The following is a 16,117-nucleotide window of genomic DNA, read 5'->3' on the forward strand; positions in this document are numbered from 1 at the left end:
ATCCTGCAATCAGGTCAATCTTATAAATCATGGTTCAAGACTATTATCCTCAATCAATGAACCCTTCACATCATGATTCAAGTTGTTATGCGCTATACAATTCATTGTTCAATTCGGTAATCAAGTCCTCTAATTCATTATTAAAAATCTTATTAATTCTGGTAAAACCGCCTTCGTCAATAAAAGGTATTAAATCCAAATCTTTCCTGGTTAGGATGGTTTCTGCCACCAGTTGTTTCTCAAAACGGTCAATCCATTTCAGCTGATGAACGTTCCAGCTTCTGCCGGATTTTATTTTGCTGACGGCGTTTTTCACACGGTCTTGTGGTGTAATTAAATCTACTCCGATAGAAAGGGTGCGAATATAGGCAATAATATCGGCTGCAATATCTACATTTTTTGCAGATTTCCAGGCGATATTCAAGGCAACTTCAGTAAACCCTTTTTCGTCTAAAAGTAACCGCAGTTCTTTCAGTGACTTACGGTCTAAGTCTTGGGGTTTATTGCAGATCACATTAATGGCTGCAATCGTATTGGTATTTTCTTCAATAAATTTCCTAAAGCCTTCAATATAGTCTTCCGGTTTTTCTGCATTGCCATAGCCACGGGTAACGTCTTTGAGGGAATCCTCATGAGTGGAATAAATCTGCGTATATTTTCTGTATACCCTGGTATCCAGATAATCCCAAAGTGAACTCAGCTTTTCTACTTTTTCTCTGATGTCAGCCGTTTTGGTATTTTTCAGGTCATCAATCAATTCACTGATCGACTTACCATCAGTGCGCAGCCTGACATGTTCCTGCTGATCGGTCTTAAGGATTTTTGATTTACGCTGCAGTTTTGCAATGATTTCTTCAATCTGCTTATTCAATCTCTGCTCATCAGTAATTCTTCCCGTCTCTTTTACCAGTTGGGTGAAGCTGTATGATGGGTTTGAAACGGTTTGCATCTGGGTGTAATCCTTCAACGCTTCATATAATTTTACGGCATCAAAAATTTTAAATGCCTCTTTCCCGATTTCCGGACAAAGACGGGTCGCTCTTCCCAACATTTGTTCATACAGGATTCGTGACCGTACCCGGCGCATAAACACAATATTGCAAATCGACGGAATATCAATACCGGTACTTAACAAGTCAACGGTTACTACAATATTGGGGTATCGTTCATTCTTAAAATCTCTTGTGAGCTGTGCGTTTTCATACACGCTCCCTGTAATTTTTTCGATTGCCTTGTTATGTACCTCTATGCCGATTTTTTCAAATTCTTCTTTAAGCATCAATAAGATCGTATCAGCGTGGCTGTCCCGTGCGGCAAATATAAGCGTCTTCTCCTGACCATTGGGATCTAGATTTTCTGCCAGATATTTTACCACCGTACGGTTGAAATTATCATTCAGGACCTTTTTATTGAAGTGCTCTACATCAAATTTAAGTTCATCATCCAAAGCTTCGAGGTCTGTAATTTCTCCGGTTTCAGCATCATAAGCCTGAGGCTTTTCCCCTCTTTCCCATTTGATGCCTTCAGAATTAAGATCAGTCGAAATATTATAAGGCGGCTCATGATCAACTAAATTTCCGTCAATAACCGCCTGCCGGTAAGAATAATCAAACACCGAATTTCCGAAGATTTCTTTGGTATGTAAAGCAGGCGTCGCCGTCATCCCGATTTTAAAGGCATCAAAATAATCCAATACTTTTCTGTACTGCGCAACGTAATCTTCTTCGCTTCTGATTCCGAAATCATCTTCGTTTATTTCTTTATCCAGCTGGTAACCCCGGTGTGCTTCATCTACAATCACACAATCGTACGTATCAACGGTGAGAGGTTTTTCCGATGAATAAAAGAGCCTTTTTACCATACTCTGAACAGTAGCGAAATGAAGCCGGGTTTCAGAATCAGGCTGTGCAACAGTCATATCTTCAAACTTGTAAATACCACCAAAAGACTGTTGGTCTTCAATTTTGTTTTCGGTGACACTGTCTCTTGCCTGGCTTGCTAAAAGTGTCCGGTCTGTTAAAAATAGTATCCTCTTAAACCTGTTGGCTTTAATCAGTCGGTAAATCAATCCGTTAATGGTTCTTGTCTTCCCGGTTCCGGTCGCCATGACCAGCAATACCCTTCTGTCATGAGGATGTTCAATTAATTTATTTTCAACTGACTTGATGGCTTCGATCTGATAATCGCGAAGATTGAGACCTTGAGGAGAACTCAGGTAATCGTAATCACTTTCCGTCAGCTTTGTATTGGCTGCCATTGCGTCCCTTTCATAAATTTCTTTAAGACCATCCGGCGAAAACCATCCCCTTAAAGGATAAGAATGATGAGTACTGATGCGAATATCCTGGAACCAGATGCCACTTTTGGTCTTAATCTGTTCCAGATATTTCCGTCCATTGGTGGAAAAAAGAAAGGGAGCTTTGTAAGAATCCCATTCTCCGAGAAATTTAAAATCATTGTTCGGAACAATTTTTTCAGCATAGATTTTCGATTGACGCAAATCAGTAGAAATATCAATACCATATCTTTTCGCTTCCACTATACCATACAGTTCAAGTCCGATGAATAAAACATAATCTGCATACTTAGAGCCACAGGGCCACTCGGCGATAGCCATATTTCTTCCTTTTTGCGGAAGCGTTTTGTTGATTTTATAATTGAGTTTTAGAGTGTCGCATTCCCATCCGCCCTGCCTTAGCTGGTCATCGATGAGCTGCAGACGGGTTTCCATTTCATTCCAGTCAATTCGGTTGGCAGATTCCATCGATCTATTTCTTCTGGAACTGACTGCCTGTTTAGATTGGTTTAAAAGCTCAATTTTATTTTGGTAATCCTGGATTTGACCTGCTAATTCAAGTAATTTCTTATTGAATTTTTCGGTTTCGATTTTTGATTGTTCTGGTGGAAGGTCATAGTTTTTAACTTCTACATCATCATTCTCATACGTCTCAAAAAACCATTTTGACAAAACAAATATTTTTTTAAGAATAAACAAAGCCTCCTGTTTACTGCTTTCGCCTTTGTGGGAAGCATCGTTACCTGATTTTCTGATCGTATGAAAAAGCGACCCTATAATTTCAGGGATAACATTTTTGTTCTGCAAAACCTGTATGGCTTCTATCTGGCTCTTACCTTCAATATTTTCTACTTCAAGTTCTGCGATCAGCCGTACTAATTTTTCACCAAAGAGTCTGGCTTTGGCTATGGAAGAGCTTGCATCGATATAGTACAAACTTTCGGCAAGCCTTGCCTGGTTAAATAATGCCGGATAAAATTCGCTGAGAAAATTAAAGCTTGATGCGTGAACCATAAGTTATTTGATACATTAGTTTTCAATTTCAAAGATAATAAAAAATGCTATTCTCACTCATAAATGAATTTTATTACAGTAATACTGATGTATTTATTTTATTACTAGAAAAATTTCTTTTAATTCCTAAAGCAAGACTGTTTAACCGGTAATTTCACTCCTGATTCCCTGCGCTCGCAACTGGGCCTTCAGTTTTTGGATATACTGCCTCATTTCAGCATCAGATCCCGGCAGCAGTGTTGCTCTGCCCGCAAACATCAGCTTCCTTCCGGTTTTGCCGCTTTTCTCAATGACCTGCATTCTTACGTTATAGCCTCCTGCGCCGGTAAGCGTGCGTTCAATGGTGAAGACCACTTTTGCAATTTCGTGAATGCGGTATTTTTTAAAAGAAAAATTATTGATGATCAGGTAACCGTCTTTCAGGACAAAAGGATCTCCATTTCCCTTTTTCAGAACCAGCGTGAGCAGCAGGACCAATACAATCCCGCTACCGATGAGCCAGTACGCCAGGTTCCCATACTCGCGGTAATCGGTTGTGGCCGTAACCACGGTAGTACTCCCCGCTTCTTTCAGTGCCCCGGAATCCAGAAGGTCGCGGAGGTCATCGCTCCGCAGGTCAGCAGAGGCGGTCAGCTGACGGGCAACGGAAGCATCCTTCAGTTCATAGACCGCTGACGGCATCAGCTGCGAGCTTCCGAGCGCATCAAAATAAAAATACCGGTGGCCCGACTGCCATACACTTCCGTAACCGGGATTTCCGCCAGGGAGCTTCTGCAGTTCCGAGGCCCTGACACCATCAAGTTTCTGGAGATGGGTCCTGCGGTTCTGGAGCCCCGTTTTCCGGCCCCAGCTTTCGGATACCGAGAGGTAATAGATCCTGTCACCCCTCCTGAATACGTCAGGCGCAATCTCCTCTACCGGCTGCTGCCCGAAAGGAGGGTCGCCGGCCCGTTCCGTTTCTTTATTTTCTGCATTATAGAAATACATGCCGTCCTTAGCCATAAACAAAACGTGAGCGGAATGGATCAGCGACCGGCCCAACAGACGGTAAGGGGCTTTCGACGGATCAAATGACTGACCGTCCACATATACCCTTCCGCTCCGGTGATCCACCAGATAGGTGTTTCTTGAGGGCAGGTCCCCTTCAATGCCCAATTCATAAAGATCCGGACTGTAAGCCGTCGGCAAAAGCTGATGGCGGTAATACACCCGTTTTCCGTCGGTAAAATAATCAACGCTGAGGCGTTCGCTTCTCTCCCGATACTGGATCATCAGGGGTCTCAGCTGCCCGGGGTCTGCTTCCGGCATCGGCAGTCCTTTATAAAATGCCTGCCGGCTGCTGACTGCAATATCCTGGCTCAGCCTGGGCTGATACTTTCCGCCTCTGGGAAGTTCCACGGAAGGATACCGGTAGCTCTGCGGTTTCGCATTCAGGCCCCACCGGTAACCGATAAACTGTATGGTATAAGCAAGAGCTCCAAGGGATTCATCAGCTTCCGAAATACCGCTGCAGTACCAGGTGGTGGTGCCGTCGGTATAATAATTATTCCCGAGTGCAGCAGTCCGGTCCGGCCGTAAGCCTTTTAAGATGAGGTTCCCGGCATAGACGTACCGGCCGTCATAACCGATATGGGAATCCCTGTACGCACCGGACAGGACCCTGAATGTTTCCGGCCGGGCACCGCTGACTTCATAATAACCGTTGCTCGGCACCAGGGCATAGACCTTCCCGTTATAGGTGGAGAATATGCCGTTCAGTTCCTTCTTTTTCTCATCAAAATCCGCGGCCGGGTCGCTGCCGGACAGCAGCGTAAAGAGCAGTGTTCCCGCAGACAGGATCAGGATGGCAGCAGCAGCAAAGAACAGGTAACGGTATTTGTACAGCATAGCGGTATTTAATTATATTTAAAAATAGGCAAAAATAACGGCATTACCGCTTCGCTTAAAAATGGGTTTCGGTGGCTTCGGCTCTCCCGGTGGCTGAGCGTAGCCGAAGCCACCGGAGGGGAGCCGAAGCCTTCCTACCGTTCTTTATCATAGAACTTATAATGGGTTTCATTCTTACATTCTGCTGCTTTTTTAAGTTCTTCGTCCCGGCTATTCATCAGCGCCTCCTTCTTTTTCCTGCTCCAGCCCTGTACCTGCTTTTCGCGGTAGAACGCAAGATCGATGCGGTCATATTCCTCATAATAGGTAAGTTGTACGGGAAGCCGTTGTTTGGTATGGTTGGCGCCTTCCCCAGCCTGATGCTGGGCGAGCCTCAATTCAAGGTCATGGGTGCTGCCGGTATAGTAGCTGCCGTCGGAGCACAGGAGTATGTACATCCATCCTTTCATGGTTGGTCTTTTTTAGTTGTTAAAAATAGTGATTTTCGGGAACGTATGGTGGTGGGGCTTCGGCTACGCTCAGCCACCGGGAGAACCGAAGCCACCGGCATCCGGAATCTCAACAAGAAAAAATCCCCACCCCTGCGGGTGGAGATCAGAATTCAGTCAGCATGCCCGGCTATACCAGAGTCAGGGCACCGAGATAGGCACTGTTCGAGGCCGAGGTCTCTTCCGTGTTATGGAAATAGGCCCAGACCTGCACCTGTTTTCCTGCATAGTAATCTGGCAGCGTAACATCATACGTCAGGCCCGTCCTCGCCGCAACGGATTCAAAAATCCCGAAAGTGCCGAGGTCTTCACTGTAGCAGACCACACTGGCTTTATCCGTAGCCGAGGCATTGCCCTGGGCGGAATTGTCCTGCCAGGAAAGCCGGATGATGTTTCCGGGCTGCGGGGCTGCGGTGATGTCCTGGAACCCGGCCAGGTCGCCTCTGGTGATCAGCACTTTGCTGTAGACCAGTTCCGGAATATCCGCCGTTACCTGTACTGCTTCGCCGATGGTATACGATACCGCCAGGTTCACCCTGGATTTCGAGCCGCTTCCTGACCCGAAATACCGGTTCTGGATGGCGGTAAGCGGCTTGAGGAAACCGATCACCAGCTTAAACTTCAGCTGTTGGAGCATCTGCTTCCCGGTCGCCTTCCGGCTGCTGGGCTTCGGCGTGCTCCTGATGATGTCCTGGCCGCGCCAGCTGGCGCCTACTACCGTTCCTACTTTTCCTGAGAATCCCCCAAGGATTCCTTTTGTGATTCTTGCCATATTGTTATGCTTTTATGGGTTAACGGAACGAAGGTACCACAGGATTTCCTGTTTTCAAATACCCGGGAAAGCTGTGTCTGCTATTGTCCGGTTTTGGCAGGTTTTGGCAGGGTTCCTTCCCCTTTTCTTCGGTACTTCTTCGATACTCCTTCGGTACCTGTTCGGAAAAAAGATGTTTTTTCCGAACAAATACCGAAGAAACACCGGATAAAACCCGGAGGAGCAAGCCCATATTGGTGTACCGTTCCGCGCCGATTGCCTGCTTATCCTTCCGGTAAATTACATCCAATGCACATCCGGCGCTTCCGGATTGCAGAAGCGGCAAATGATTAATCCGTAAAAATGATGGAGACTGGATTTGTATTGTGCTGAAAAACAGCCGGCAGGTATTCAATGGTTATGATAACCGCTGTTGCCTTATGATCCCTGCTATCGGTAAAAGTATTTTTTTGCGGATTTTGCTTGCGCCGGACCCGGAGCAACGGGTCCCGGCCATACCGCACAGGCAGACCTGCTATGACAGGATGAATTCCCATGTGCCTCCTGATCAGACCTGCACTGCAGGCCGGTACCCAAAGCGTCAGGCAGGGCAGATGCTTCCTTTCCTATTGCAGATCAGCCGCCTGTAACAGGCGGCTGATTTTCATTTGATCTTCAGGACATGGGCTGCATACGAAAGCAGGTACAGGAAATACCGTTTATTCCTTTTTCAGGGGCTGCATCAGGGCTGGCCGGTACCGTTAAAAAAAGATTTCGGATAAAATATTTTCCTCCCGATCTTCACATACGGGATTGCTTTGGATTTCCTGAGCCGGTGAAGCGTCCGGTCACTGATGTTCAGCAGCTGCTTAACGTCTGCGCTGTCATAATATCCGGAGCTGCAGGACTCTTTTTTGTCCAGACTTTTAAGAATTTCGGAAAGGAAAACCAGGAGTGTCCCTTTAAACTGTTCTTCATCGGAGAACGGATGATCGAATTTTGTTTTCATCGTAGTAGGGTTATTAGTTAAGATAATAGTCCTGCCTCATTGTAATTGTATTTTATATATGCTAACGTCAATAGAGTGTGAATTATTATCAGCATATACCACATTTTTGCCATTTCCTCAGCTGTTGTTAACGGTTAAAGCATAAGAAACAATAAATCATTGCAAATATTCAATGAACTGTTGACAGATCATGTAAAACCCTGTCTTTGTCCCGGATAATGTCTGAACCAGCGGATGTATTATTCCCGGCTGGTTAATGGATCAGGTAATTTTCTAAGTATTGGTATCTTACAGGCGGTGGCCATGCCTTATATTTTCAGCCGGTAAAAAAGATCATCCGATATGATACGATCCGTCGCCTTACAGGCAGGCGTTTGTTTCAGAATATTTCCAGGGAATTAAGTATATCCTGTTAAGCTTTTTTGCAATCCCATCTTTCATCACGGCATTTTCCGGGGTAAGTTCTGCCGGAATTTCCTGTGCCGTGAAAGCTTCTTTTCCCGTTCTTTCATCTTCGGGAACTGATGCGCACCCGGTCTGCCATATCTGCTTTCTCGTCTGTAAAAACGGTCGTTTTAGCTGATGCTGTTTTCAGAGAAGCGTATATTCAGCTGAAAAATATAAAATAGTACGGTATCTTCAGTACCACATGTTATATTTGCAGTATCGTGAACAATGAAATCAACTAAGCCTGAATCTTATATGATATTAAAAAATATGAACGGACTGTATGCGATACTGGGTATCCTGTTCTTTTCCTGCGCAGGAAACTTTTCCTACGGCCAGCAGCCCGGCCGGCATACTTTTACCCTTGGTGAATCTGACTTCCTGCTGGACGGAAAGCCCCTGCAGATGATCTCCGGGGAAATGCATTACCCCCGCATCCCCAGGGAATCCTGGCGCGACCGGATGAAGATGGCCAAAGCCATGGGCCTTAATACGATAGGCACCTATATATTCTGGAACGTGCATGAAGAAACCCCGGGAACCTATGATTTCAGCGGGAACAGCGATATTGCCGAATTTGTAAAAACGGCCCATGAAGAAGGTTTGTGGGTGGTACTGCGCCCCAGCCCGTACGTGTGTGCAGAATGGGAATTCGGAGGTTATCCCTGGTGGCTCCTGAAAGACCGGAACATGAAGGTAAGAAGCACCGACCCTAAATTTATGGCAGCCTACACCCGCTATATCAGGGCATTGGCAAAGCAGCTGATCCCGCTTCAGATCACCCACGGCGGCAATATCCTGATGATCCAGATTGAAAACGAATACGGGTCCTACAGTGATGATAAGAATTATATGGACCTCAACCGCAAAATCTTCAGGGAAGCCGGTTTCGATGGGATCCTCTTTACCTGCGACGGTGCCGAAAAAATGCCTGCGGGCTATCTTCCCGGTTACCTTCCGGCCGTTAACGGACTGGAGGACCCGGCACAGGTGAAGTCGCTCATCAATACCTACCATAACGGAAAAGGGCCTTATTATGTGGCGGAATGGTATCCCGGATGGTTTGACGACTGGGGGAAAAAGCACGCGGATGTACCGTCGGAGCAATCGGCAAAAACACTGGATAAGCTGCTGGCAGCCGGAATATCCGTAAATATGTACATGTTCCACGGAGGCACCACACGGGGATTTATGAGCGGGGCCAACATGAATAAAGAACTGCCCTACTCACCCCAGGTATCCAGCTATGATTATGACGCGCCCCTTGATGAGGCCGGGAACCCTACCGAAAAATTTCATGCTTTCAGGAAGGTGATTGCCCGATATCTTCCTGAAGGAGAATCTCTGCCGCCGGTTCCTGTTAAGAAACCCGCCATCAGAATCCCGGATATTGCACTGGAACAGCATGCAGACCTGTTCAGCCAGCTTCCGCTGCCCAGGCGTTCTGACAAACCGTTATCTTTTGAAGACCTGGACCAGGCCTACGGTTTTGTTTTATACCGCACCCGGATCAAGAAAGGAGGGCTGCTGAAGCTTCAGGAGCTCAGGGACTATGCACAGGTGTATGTGGACGGCATTTATAAGGGAAGCCTTGACCGGAGGCTGAACCAGAATGCTGTGGATCTGACCGGGATTTCAACGGAGACCGTCCTGGATCTGTGGGTAGAAAACAACGGGCGCATCAACTACGGCCCTTTCCTTAATGACAACCGCCACGGGATTACGGAATCTGTTTCTCTTGACGGCCAGGTGATATCCGGATGGGAACTGTACCGCTTCCCTTTTAAAACCCCCGGGAAATTTTCTTTCAGCAGGAAAAAGGAGATGAAGGAAAACCGGCCGGCACTGTACAAAGGCAGTTTTACCCTTAATCAGTTGGGGGACACATATCTGGATATGCGTAATTTCGGGAAAGGCTTTGTCTTCCTGAACGGGCGTAACCTGGGCAAATACTGGAATATCGGTCCGCAGCAGACCCTTTACGTGCCCGCTTCCTGGCTCAGGAAAGGGAAAAATGAAGTGCTTGTTTTTGATGAGCTGAAAAACGGACATACACAGCTCCCTTCATCAGACCATCCGATGCTGGATCATAATCCCAACATTCAAAAATAATGAGAAAAAAGATCATTACAGCCGGGGTTATCTTAGGGATGCTGCCGTGCCATGGCCAGACTGCCCTTCTGCCTTACGGTGCCCTGCCTTCCGAAGCACAGCTGAAGTGGCATGAAATGGAAATGTACTGCATCATCCACTACAGCACAGGAACCTATACCGACCGTGAATGGGGTTACGGGGATGAAAGCCCCGCACTGATTAATCCTTCTGAGTTTGATGCGGAACAGATTGTATCTGCGGCAAAAGAAGGCGGGTTCAAGGGGGTGATCATTGTAGCCAAGCACCATGACGGCCTGTGCCTCTGGCCTACGGAAACCACGGAGTACAGCATCAGCAAAAGCCCGTGGAAAAACGGAAAAGGAGATATTGTACAAGAATACCGGAAAGCCTGTGAAAAACTCGGGATGAAAATGGGAATTTACTGTTCTCCGTGGGACCGCAACAGTCCGTTGTACGGAACGCCGGAATATGTTGACCTTTACCGGAAACAGCTCCGGGAGCTTTACAATAATTACGGCGACCTGTTTATTTCCTGGCATGACGGGGCCAACGGCGGAGACGGATATTACGGAAATAGCCGGGAGACCCGGAAAATCGACCGCGCTACGTATTACGACTGGGACTCTACCTGGGCCATTACCCGGGCGATGCAGCCGGGAGCGGTTATTTTCGGGGATGCAGGCCCGGATGTCCGGTGGGTGGGAAATGAGGCGGGCCATGCCGGGGAAACCTGCTGGGCCACTTATGAACCCCGGAGCCCGGAAGAAGGCCGGAAGCCCGCCAACGGTTTTACAAAGTATGAAATGGGAACTGAAGGCACGCGCAACGGTAAATACTGGATGCCTGCTGAATGTGATGTTTCCCTCCGCCCGGGATGGTTTTATCATGCCCGTGAAAACAGCAGCGTAAAAACGCCTGCCGAGCTGCTGGACCTTTATTACAAGAGTGTGGGCAGAGGGGCCAATCTTGATTTAGGATTATCTCCCAACCCTGAAGGCCGGCTGAATCCCGAAGATGTCAATTCGCTCCGGCAGTTCGGAAAGCTGCTCAAACATACTTTTGCCCTGAATCTTGCGGAAGGGGCTGTACTGCAAGCCAGTAACATAAGGGGAAATAACCGGTCTGAATACGGCCCGCAGCATCTGCTTGACCCGGACCGGTATACCTGCTGGGCTACCGATGATGAGGTACATCTGCCTGAACTTATAGTGATGCTCCCTGCTGAAAAAACCTTCAATGTAATCCGCTTGCGGGAGAATATAAAACTGGGGCAGCGCATAGAAGCATTTACCCTGGAAGCACTTCTCAACGGGAAATGGGAAAAGATTGCCGCCTCCACCAGCATCGGTCCCAACCGGCTTATCCGCCTTCCGCACAGGGTTACCACGGCGGGCGTTAAACTGAAGATCACCAGGTCTCCCGTTGCGGTGGCCTTAAGTGATTTCGGCCTGTACAATGAACCTGAAATGCCTGACAAGCCATTGATCCGCCGCAGTTTTAAAGGAAAAGTCACCCTATCTTCTACACAGCCTTCTTCCGTCATCTATTATACGCTTGACGGCAGTATCCCCACTCCCACTCCCACTCCCACTTCAGCATCTTTACGGTACCGCAAGCCGTTCATGATGGTGCATGACGGAACGGTAAAAGCAATATCCGTTCATGGCAGCCGGCAGAGTGAAACCGCTTTCCTTGCATTCGGTCCCGTAAAATCAGGCTGGAAAATCATACAGCCCCTGTCCTTGGATATAGCACATCCGAGTGCCTATGCCGTTGATGACCATCCGGAAACGATCTGGATCAGCCCTCAGATCCATTCTCCATCAGCCCCTGCACAGCTGGTGATTGATACCGGCAGAAAACAGAACCTGAGAGGGTTTACCTATCTACCCCGCCAGGACGGAGACGCAAGCGGAACCGTAAGCCATTACCGGATTGAAACCGGTACGGACGGCGTGCACTGGCAACGTGCAGCAGAAGGGGAATTTTCGAATATCAAGGCAAATCCGTGGGAACAGCAGGTCATTTTCAGGCAGACGGTTACTGCCCGCTATATCCGCTTTACGGCTGCCGGACTGATATCCGGAAATGCCTGTACGGCTGCTGAGATCGGGATCCTGACTGACGGGAAATAAGGATCAGCTATTTTACTGATCGCCTTAAGCTTTAAAAACCTGAGATTACTTAAGCATAATGATATCACACAAATGATGGTGGTTGCGCAGGTTTTTCCGTGAACTTTTTTATTTAAAATTGAAAATCTTAGGGTTTTCTTCTGAAATGAACTTTAAACGACCGGAATAATATGCTCTCAGGCAGCTTACGTGTTTAAATACATTCTGACATGCTGTACTTTAAAATGCAGCTGCATCTGTTTTTAAGATGGATTCAATAAAAAATCCTGCCTTTTATGATTTTAATCACGCCTTCGTTTTCCATTTTTTTGAAGGTCCTGATCACCGTTTCTACCCGAAGTCCGGTGAGTGAAGAGATTTCCTTTCTGGTATACGGAATCTGATAAGAATAGGGTTCGTGCCGGTTATGGTTTTCCTTTACATAATCAAGCAGGGTCAGCAGCCTGCTGGCCGCATCATCAGACGTCAGGCTGTTCAGAAGGATATAGTTAAAGCGAATCCGTTCTGATACATACTGAAGGAAATTCATCTGGACTTCAAAATCAGCCTCCATCAGCCTGAAAAGCGTAGGACGATCCAGCCTCAGGACGGTACAGTCTTCCATGGCGACTACATCCACCGGGTAATCACGTGCAGAAAATAAAAAAATTTCCCCTACACATTCCCCCTGAAGATGAAGGCTCTGGATAAATTCCCTGTTCCGCATCCTGGAATTTGTGAGCTTTATTTTCCCTTTTATCATCTGATAATAATAGGCAGGTGCGCTGTTTTCTTTAAAAAGCAGTTCATTTTTCCTGAGTTTAATAACATCTGCTCCGAAAGCCATAAGTAAATCTTCCTCTATAACCATAACCTTTGAATTAAAATTTACACGAATCCCGAATCCGGATAAAATGCATAACAACCCATAACTGTACAGGTTACCACAAATTACTTTACATAACTTCCTGATCCGCGCTTAATAAAACAGATCAGTTTTCTTCTTCCCATAAAAAATAATGATCTTCACGTACTAAATCTACCCCGGCTCCTGACTTCAACAGATCACAGCAAAACGGCACTCCATCATATTGATCTGAAAACGGGAATAATTTTTATGTAATTTACAATTAGTTATCGGATAAATATTCCGTTACCGGGAAAATATACAGACCGTTGCTGCGACAAACCACCTATTATGCTCTGCATAAATAAAATTATCCGGATTTTCCATGTGACCTAAATCATATTTGTAAACTAATGATATCTCTATCTTTGATCTACCTGATTAAAAAAACCGGGAACAGGCTGATAAAACGGAATGATATAATGATAAAATTAAAGATATGACACTTTTCCTGTTTCAGTCAGTACCCCGGTATACAGCCTGCTGAAATGTATCCGTTTGAAAGAATTTTTTGTAACGGCTATATAATAAAAGCCTTACTGCATCTGCTTCTCAGGACAGGAAAAAGGAGCCTCAGCTGCGGATCCTGAATTCATAATAACGAAAAAATAAAATAACCCTAAAAATCAGATGATGCCTACCGAAAGAAAACTTTTGAGGTTTGCGGAAGCGGCTGAAGCATATTACCATTCAGGAAATGATCTGTTCCACCGGAACTTAAAAGGAGATGCAAAACGTAACAGTTACCCTGAAGGGATAAAAGAGTTTATACAGTACGTGATTCCGGATTATTCCTGTACCGGAAAGCCCCTGCTCTTTCCTGAAAAGCCATATCCTGCAGATATCATGGTCATTTCTGACAGCAACAGCATGGTCCTGAAAACAGGTAAAGCCTGTATCTGTATCCTGCAGCTGCTTAAAGCGCGTTCCCGGACGATTGCCGGAACAGCCTGCATGATACCGAAGATCCGGGACAGGGATGTAATGAAACAGCGAAACGGGTTCCTGCGCAAAACAGGACAGCAGCATGGGGACAGCCCAGGTACAACATTAAAAAAGATCCAATGGTTTTGGTTACAGGAGCAACAGGATTACTCGGCAGGATCATCGTCCTGGAACTGCTGAAAGCGGGAAGAAAGGTAAAAGCCTGCAAAAGGCCGGGCAGCGACCTCTCGGAAGTCAGGGAATCTTACCGGCTGTATACCGGTGAGGCAGATGCCTATTTTGATAAAATTGAATGGGTGGATGTCGATTTCAACAACCGGACTTCCCTTTACAGCCTGCTGGATGATGTAAGAGAGGTTTACCACTGTGCCGCCAAGGTAAGCTTTGACCCGCGGGACCGGGACGAGGTACTGGATACCGGGATTATTACCACCAGGAACATCCTGGAAGCCAGCCGGTACAAGAACGTGAGGAAGTTCCTGTATGTAAGCTCCGCGGCCGTTCTGCATATCCGTAAAAAAGCCATGGAGACGCAGATTGAGAATTTCGGGTTTACCGACAGGGGGTACCCGCCTTATGTCATTTCAAAATACATCGGCGAAAAAATGGTCTGGAAAGCCTACCGTGAAGGCCTGAACACCGTCATCATCAACCCCGGGATGATCATCGGCAGCAGGGCCCGGAAGCCGGAAAGCAGCAGCCAGCTGCCTGAACTGTTTGTGAAAAGCCGCTTTACCTTTTCCGGCGGCACCTCCTGCATCGATGTGAGGGACGTGGCCACAACCGCGGTAAGCCTGATGGAAAAGAATATTTTCGGGGAACGTTTCCCGGTTGCCTCAGAATATGTACTTTACAGGGACATGGCTGCGATGGTGAGAGAGGTGATGGGCCTCGGCAGGCCCATCCTCTTCCCGGAAAGATTCATGAAAATAATGAAACCGGCAAGAAGGATCCTGAGCCTGTTTAACGGGCATGCCCGTTTTCTTACAGATGAGAATATCGCGTTTGTGTCAGACCACCAGTACGTTTCCTGCAGAAAACTCAGAAAAAAGCTGTCCTGCACGTTTTATTCCGCTGCAGAAAGCATCCGCTTCCATTACGGCAATTATCTGGCTTACGGATCCGGGAAGCAGGCAGATACCGGTTCTTTTTCAAAAACTGAACATAGTAACTGACATTTCCCCTATTATTTAATCATGGTGTACAGGAAGAGATTAAGCAGCAACAACACCATAAAATCACCGGTCTAGATAAGAACCTGCCGATATGGATGCCTGACTGATCTGCCGTAAAGTTAATGTGTGCATAGTCTGTAAGCTTCCAGTAAAAATCAGTCTTCGGCACACGGATTATGACCCTACTGCAAAACCCGGTAATTGCAGATAAAAATTATTAAAAAAATATATAAAAAGAATTATGACCATGTATTTATTAAAAAAAAGCGTAATTTTATCTTACGTACATCAAAACAACATCTGTTCTTTAATCCCCTTCTATGCTTGTTGATACCGATTTACTCTCTTCTTACGGAGCTACCACCACTACATATGATCCTTCTGATATTATTTTTGAAGAAGGCGAAATCCCCAGGTATTATTATCAGATTGTAACAGGCTCCGTTAAGCTTAACCATACGGATGAAGATGACAAGGAACTTATCCAGAGTATTTTAGCTCCCGGCCAGAGCGTCTGCGAGCTGCTGCTGTTTATTGATGAAAAATATCCCGTTAATGCAATAGCCATTTCAGAATGCACCATTATGAAACTGCCGAAGCCCGATTTCCTGCAGCTGCTGGATGAACACCACCAGCCATCGGTAGATGTCCGGAAATTCGTTTCCGAGCGGCTGTACCATAAGTTCATCATGATGCAGAACAATGCCTCCATCTATTCCCACATCAGGATAAAAGGGACGCTGGCGTATTTTAAAAGCTTCAGCAATAACCAGGCTCCTTATTCGTATGAATCCCGCTGACCCGGAAGCAGCTGGCCTCTATTACCGGGCTCCGTATTGAAACGGTGATCCGCACGGTAAAAAAAATGGAAAGCGAAAAAATCCTGAAAATAAAAAACAAGAAAATCTTTTTTTGAGCGTCAATGAGGTGGCAGGTAATGAGTGATGAGTTATGAGTGATGAGTGATGA

At 46.4% G+C, this 16,117-nt stretch carries 13 protein-coding genes; 7 read left to right on the forward strand and 6 right to left on the reverse strand.

The genetic code is table 11. The annotated features are described in order from the left end of the window. Positions 1 to 85: 85 nt before the first annotated feature. From hsdR to ASE55_RS08655, 4 genes are all read right to left on the reverse strand, one after another. Positions 86 to 3,310 carry a type I restriction-modification system endonuclease gene (hsdR, locus tag ASE55_RS08640; RefSeq protein WP_056217968.1) on the reverse strand — a complete coding sequence of 1,075 codons (3,225 nt, stop codon included), beginning with the start codon at positions 3,308 to 3,310 and terminating at the stop codon, positions 86 to 88. A 141-nt stretch (positions 3,311 to 3,451) separates the two neighbouring features. After that, positions 3,452 to 5,197 (reverse strand): DKNYY domain-containing protein, encoded by a 1,746-nt coding sequence (locus tag ASE55_RS08645; RefSeq protein ID WP_056217970.1) that lies wholly within the window; start codon positions 5,195 to 5,197, stop codon positions 3,452 to 3,454. A 134-nt stretch (positions 5,198 to 5,331) separates the two neighbouring features. Next, entirely contained in the window at positions 5,332 to 5,646 is a 315-nt protein-coding gene (locus tag ASE55_RS08650; RefSeq protein ID WP_056217974.1) for a GIY-YIG nuclease family protein, read from the reverse strand. A gap of 169 nt (positions 5,647 to 5,815) precedes the next feature. Beyond that, on the reverse strand, positions 5,816 to 6,457 hold the full coding sequence (locus ASE55_RS08655; protein WP_056217976.1) for a DUF6266 family protein: 642 nt from the start codon (positions 6,455 to 6,457) through the stop codon (positions 5,816 to 5,818). Between the two features lie 6 nt (positions 6,458 to 6,463). On the opposite strand from ASE55_RS08655, the gene ASE55_RS20100 reads away from it, so the two are divergent. Next, the gene (locus ASE55_RS20100; protein WP_128414534.1) at positions 6,464 to 6,790 is read left to right on the forward strand and encodes a hypothetical protein; all 327 of its coding nucleotides are present in this window, start codon (positions 6,464 to 6,466) and stop codon (positions 6,788 to 6,790) included. Positions 6,791 to 7,178: 388 nt separating this feature from the next. On the opposite strand, the gene ASE55_RS08670 is transcribed toward ASE55_RS20100, so the two are convergent. Then, entirely contained in the window at positions 7,179 to 7,445 is a 267-nt protein-coding gene (locus ASE55_RS08670) for a helix-turn-helix domain-containing protein (RefSeq protein WP_056217985.1), read from the reverse strand. Between the two features lie 717 nt (positions 7,446 to 8,162). Between ASE55_RS08670 and ASE55_RS08675 the strand changes: the two genes are divergently transcribed. Then, positions 8,163 to 10,004 carry a glycoside hydrolase family 35 protein gene (locus ASE55_RS08675; RefSeq protein ID WP_056218025.1) on the forward strand — a complete coding sequence of 614 codons (1,842 nt, stop codon included), beginning with the start codon at positions 8,163 to 8,165 and terminating at the stop codon, positions 10,002 to 10,004. After that, positions 10,004 to 12,142: an alpha-L-fucosidase gene (locus tag ASE55_RS08680; protein ID WP_056217987.1), complete on the forward strand. Its 2,139-nt coding sequence runs from the start codon at positions 10,004 to 10,006 to the stop codon at positions 12,140 to 12,142. Before ASE55_RS08675 ends, ASE55_RS08680 begins: the two co-directional genes overlap by 1 nt. A gap of 253 nt (positions 12,143 to 12,395) precedes the next feature. Here ASE55_RS08680 and ASE55_RS08685 read toward each other — a convergent pair whose 3' ends face one another. Further along, complete coding sequence (locus tag ASE55_RS08685) at positions 12,396 to 12,992, reverse strand: Crp/Fnr family transcriptional regulator (protein WP_128414535.1); 597 nt, start codon at positions 12,990 to 12,992, stop codon at positions 12,396 to 12,398. A 666-nt stretch (positions 12,993 to 13,658) separates the two neighbouring features. Between ASE55_RS08685 and ASE55_RS08690 the strand changes: the two genes are divergently transcribed. From ASE55_RS08690 to ASE55_RS20925, 4 genes are all read left to right on the forward strand, one after another. Further along, positions 13,659 to 14,153: a hypothetical protein gene (locus ASE55_RS08690; RefSeq protein ID WP_056217993.1), complete on the forward strand. Its 495-nt coding sequence runs from the start codon at positions 13,659 to 13,661 to the stop codon at positions 14,151 to 14,153. Beyond that, the gene (locus tag ASE55_RS08695; protein WP_056217997.1) at positions 14,093 to 15,148 is read left to right on the forward strand and encodes an NAD-dependent epimerase/dehydratase family protein; all 1,056 of its coding nucleotides are present in this window, start codon (positions 14,093 to 14,095) and stop codon (positions 15,146 to 15,148) included. The genes ASE55_RS08690 and ASE55_RS08695 overlap by 61 nt, the downstream gene beginning before the upstream one ends. Positions 15,149 to 15,468: 320 nt before the next feature. Then, a complete protein-coding gene (locus tag ASE55_RS08700; protein WP_056218000.1) occupies positions 15,469 to 15,948 on the forward strand; it encodes a Crp/Fnr family transcriptional regulator in 480 nt (159 codons plus the stop codon). A gap of 44 nt (positions 15,949 to 15,992) precedes the next feature. Continuing rightward, positions 15,993 to 16,064 (forward strand): hypothetical protein, encoded by a 72-nt coding sequence (locus ASE55_RS20925; protein WP_410493010.1) that lies wholly within the window; start codon positions 15,993 to 15,995, stop codon positions 16,062 to 16,064. Positions 16,065 to 16,117: the final 53 nt, after the last annotated feature.

Origin of the sequence: Chryseobacterium sp. Leaf201, from assembly GCF_001421435.1 — a bacterium.
In the GTDB taxonomy this organism is placed as follows: domain Bacteria; phylum Bacteroidota; class Bacteroidia; order Flavobacteriales; family Weeksellaceae; genus Chryseobacterium.

Excerpts from the sequence above, each read along its gene's own strand:
- ASE55_RS08695 (WP_056217997.1), top strand. The coding sequence starts at position 14,093 with ATGGTTTTGGTTACAGGAGCAACAGGATTACTCGGCAGGATCATCGTC.
- hsdR (WP_056217968.1), bottom strand. The coding sequence starts at position 3,310 with ATGGTTCACGCATCAAGCTTTAATTTTCTCAGCGAATTTTATCCGGCA.
- ASE55_RS08685 (WP_128414535.1), bottom strand. The coding sequence starts at position 12,992 with ATGGTTATAGAGGAAGATTTACTTATGGCTTTCGGAGCAGATGTTATT.
- ASE55_RS08680 (WP_056217987.1), top strand. The coding sequence starts at position 10,004 with ATGAGAAAAAAGATCATTACAGCCGGGGTTATCTTAGGGATGCTGCCG.
- ASE55_RS08700 (WP_056218000.1), top strand. The coding sequence starts at position 15,469 with ATGCTTGTTGATACCGATTTACTCTCTTCTTACGGAGCTACCACCACT.
- ASE55_RS08655 (WP_056217976.1), bottom strand. The coding sequence starts at position 6,457 with ATGGCAAGAATCACAAAAGGAATCCTTGGGGGATTCTCAGGAAAAGTA.
- ASE55_RS08675 (WP_056218025.1), top strand. The coding sequence starts at position 8,163 with ATGAACGGACTGTATGCGATACTGGGTATCCTGTTCTTTTCCTGCGCA.
- ASE55_RS20100 (WP_128414534.1), top strand. The coding sequence starts at position 6,464 with ATGCTTTTATGGGTTAACGGAACGAAGGTACCACAGGATTTCCTGTTT.
- ASE55_RS08690 (WP_056217993.1), top strand. The coding sequence starts at position 13,659 with ATGATGCCTACCGAAAGAAAACTTTTGAGGTTTGCGGAAGCGGCTGAA.
- ASE55_RS08670 (WP_056217985.1), bottom strand. The coding sequence starts at position 7,445 with ATGAAAACAAAATTCGATCATCCGTTCTCCGATGAAGAACAGTTTAAA.
- ASE55_RS08645 (WP_056217970.1), bottom strand. The coding sequence starts at position 5,197 with ATGCTGTACAAATACCGTTACCTGTTCTTTGCTGCTGCTGCCATCCTG.
- ASE55_RS08650 (WP_056217974.1), bottom strand. The coding sequence starts at position 5,646 with ATGAAAGGATGGATGTACATACTCCTGTGCTCCGACGGCAGCTACTAT.